At 41.8% G+C, this 3,585-nt stretch carries 2 protein-coding genes; both read left to right on the forward strand.

Annotation, left to right across the window (positions count from 1 at the left end; genetic code table 11):
• The first annotated feature begins 287 nt into the window (after nt 1–287).
• Nucleotides 288–851 (forward strand): hypothetical protein, encoded by a 564-nt coding sequence (locus tag B4J23_RS07385; RefSeq protein ID WP_376782841.1) that lies wholly within the window; start codon nt 288–290, stop codon nt 849–851.
• 256 nt (nt 852–1,107) lie between these two features.
• Nucleotides 1,108–3,585 (forward strand): DNA gyrase subunit A (gyrA, locus tag B4J23_RS07390; protein ID WP_291359691.1); only part of this gene is annotated, 2,478 nt, incomplete at its 3' end.

Raw genomic sequence — 3,585 nt, forward strand, 5'->3', positions numbered from 1 at the left:
TTTCTAAAATCTAATTTATGAATCAGTTTCAAAAAAACGCTCCTTTAGGAGCGTTTTTCTTTTTTTTTTAATCTAAATAATTAATCTAACTAACAAGTCGTCCATCTCTGACTCGAAATTTTGGCTATTGTATATTTTGTGTTAATATTAAACTTTTATTAAGCTTGCCATTTGGCGGAGTGTCCGTGAAATTTGATTTTTAGTTACCAGTCAGTATTTTGGTAATGATGATCTGCTGTTTGATTTTTCCTTTTCTCCCGAGTCTGCACCTTCCTTTGTTAGGAAGTATGACGGTTACAGCAGTTGAGTCAATTCAAGCATTAATGTTGTTTGGTTTTGCCGTATTTAGTTTTTTCTATATCCGTCCATTTGAATTAAGTAAAGGTCAAAAACAATTTTGGCTCTGGTCAGTTGCATGGTGGATTATGCTGTTTGGTAGAAGTACCAGCTGGGGACGTGACTATTTCCCGGAAGTGCCAAAAATCTATTTCCGTGGTATTTCGGTTCTTGTGATTGCACCCGTGGTGTTTATGCTGTTTTTAGCACCTTTGCGTCAAGAAATTGCTTATAAGTTTAAGCATGTATCACTTCCAATTTGGGCACTAATATTAGCCTTCATTGGCTTGCTGATGTCAGATGGCATTGAACATAATCGGTTTTTTATTCATTTTATTTTTACAGATTTTATCTATAAAGATTTGATGGAAGAACTATACGAATTTCCGCTTATTATCGGCTTATTCCTGGTCGCTTATCCATTAATGAAGCAAGATTGTGCTGTGACAAAATCAACTAGTCAGGTCATAGCTGAAGATGATTTTTCCGATATAGAGTCTAAACTTCATATTTAAGTGACTTGCTTTTTTAAAGAAAAAAATGAACCTCTGCAAGCAGAGGTTTTTTAATATCAAAATATTGTGAAGTGATTAAAATTTCTACTAAAAATCCTGTGGATAGTTGGGGATGAAACAGATAAATTTAGCCTAGATTATGCTATACTGTACGACTAAATTTTAATATTGGTTCAGCTTTTTTTGAGCCGATTTATAGCTGGATTTACGACATATAAATGCAAGCCAAATCTGGCTTGTAGAATAAGGAGTATGCATGAGCGTATCGGAAATTAGACCGATTGCCATTGAGGATGAACTCAAGCACTCGTATTTAGACTATGCAATGAGCGTGATTGTTTCACGTGCCTTGCCGGATGTACGAGATGGTCTAAAACCTGTTCATCGTCGTGTGCTTTTCGCAATGCACGAATTGGGCAATGACTACAACAAAGCTTACAAAAAGTCTGCCCGTGTTGTAGGTGATGTCATCGGTAAATATCACCCACATGGTGATTCTGCTGTTTATGAAACCATTGTCCGTATGGCTCAGGACTTTAGTCTGCGCTACCAACTGGTTGATGGTCAAGGGAACTTTGGTTCGATCGATGGCGATAGCGCTGCGGCAATGCGTTATACCGAAGTTCGTATGCGTAAGCTGACCCATGAATTACTGGCTGATCTGGAAAAAGATACAGTTGACTGGGAAGATAACTACGACGGTTCTGAGCGTATTCCGCAAGTCATGCCAACTCGTATTCCGAACCTGTTGGTGAATGGTGCGGCTGGTATTGCAGTCGGTATGGCGACCAATATGGCGCCACACAACATGACTGAAGTGGTGAATGCGTGTCTGGCTTATGCAGATAATCCAAATATCAGCATCGAAGGTCTGATGGAATATATTTCCGGTCCAGATTTCCCGACAGGTGGTATTATTTACGGTAAATCAGGTATCGTGGATGCCTATCGCACCGGTAAAGGCCGTTTGCATATTCGTGGTAAATATCACTTTGAAGAAGATGCCAAATCTGGCCGTACTACGATTGTCTTCACGGAAATTCCTTATCAGGTCAACAAAGCGAAAACGATTGAACGTATCGCCGAGCTGGTCAAAGAGAAAAAACTTGAAGGCATTTCTGAACTTCGTGATGAATCGGACAAGGAAGGGATGCGTATTGCGATTGACCTGAAGCGTGGTGAAAATGCTGAAGTCATTGTCAATAACCTGTTCCAGAATACACAGTTAGAAAATTCTTTCAGCATCAATATGGTGTGTCTGGACAATGGCCAGCCGAAATTGATGAACCTGAAAGACATCATCGCTGCGTTTATCCGTCACCGTCAGGAAGTCGTGACACGTCGTACCATGTACGAACTGCGCAAAGCACGTGAACGTGGTCATATTTTAGAAGGTTTAACCGTTGCTCTGGCAAATATTGATGCCATCATCGAAACCATCAAAACTTCTGCCAACCCGGCTGAAGCGCGTGAGCGTTTACAGGCAGGTGAGTGGGCAGCGGGCGGTGTTGCAGCGTTGCTTGAAAAAGCAGGTGCTGTTTCTGTACGTCCTGATGAAATTGAAGGTGAAGATCCAAACCGTCCATTTGGTATTGATGGCGATGTGTATCGTTTATCTCCGACTCAAGTCAACGCGATTATGGAATTGCGTTTACACCGTTTGACCGGTCTTGAGCAAGATAAACTTCAAGCTGAATATTCTGAAATCTTAGGTCAAATTGCTGAATACACAGCCATCTTAAATGACTTCAATTTATTGATGAACGTGATTAAAGAAGAGCTAGCGCTAATTCTTCAGCAATATGGCGATGCGCGTAAAACAGATATCGTTGAGTCTCGTATCGACTTCTCTCGTGAAGACCTAATTCCTGAAGAACAAATGGTTCTTACGGTTTCAAAAACTGGTTATGCGAAAACTCAACCATTATCTGACTATGCTGCGCAACGTCGTGGCGGTCGTGGTAAGTCTGCGACCAGCATGAAAGAAGACGATTACATCCAGCACATGGTTGTAACATCGAACCATGCTACGGTACTTTGCTTCACCAATGTCGGTAAGGTTTATCGCCTGAAAGTTTATGAGGTGCCACAAGCTTCGCGTGGTGCCAAAGGTCGCCCAATGGTGAACTTGTTGCCGCTGGATGACAACGAAACCATTACTGCTATCTTGCCAGTGATTGATGCACCGAAGAAATTCAAAGAACGTCTGGCTGACTTCAAGGCATTTGTGAAGACCAATGCTGCCCAGCTGCAAACCAATGAAGTGATCAATAGTCACTTTGCGGCATTAGAAGCTGCTCTTGCTGAATCTGAAGATGGTGCAGATGATATTTCTGATGCACTGCGTGTTCAATTGAAAGAGCTTGGTTTAGCACTTTCAACCACTGATCTTGATGCTGACATCATCAATGACTTTGCACAGCAAGCCGAAGCTGTTCGTAAGAACTTCTATGTGTTTATGGCGACTGAGTACGGTACGATTAAACGTGTAGAACTGGAACAGTTCTCAAATGTTCGTTCAAACGGTTTACGTGCGATTGAACTGAATGGCGATGACACCTTAATTGGTGTTGCGATTACTGACGGTGAACAGCAAATTATGTTGTTCTCGAACGAAGGTAAAGCAATTCGTTTCGCAGAGACTGACGTACGTTCAATGGGTCGTTCAGCCAAAGGTGTGCGCGGTATGCGCGTGACCATCGGTGCTTCTCAGGTTGAAGATGCAGAAGATGCA

Origin of the sequence: Acinetobacter sp. UBA3025 (genome assembly GCF_002367915.1) — a bacterium.
In the GTDB taxonomy this organism is placed as follows: Bacteria; Pseudomonadota; Gammaproteobacteria; order Pseudomonadales; family Moraxellaceae; genus Acinetobacter.

Bases quoted from the DNA above. Each gene is read 5' to 3' on its own strand.
- B4J23_RS07385 (WP_376782841.1), top strand. From the start codon at position 288: ATGACGGTTACAGCAGTTGAGTCAATTCAAGCATTAATGTTGTTTGGT.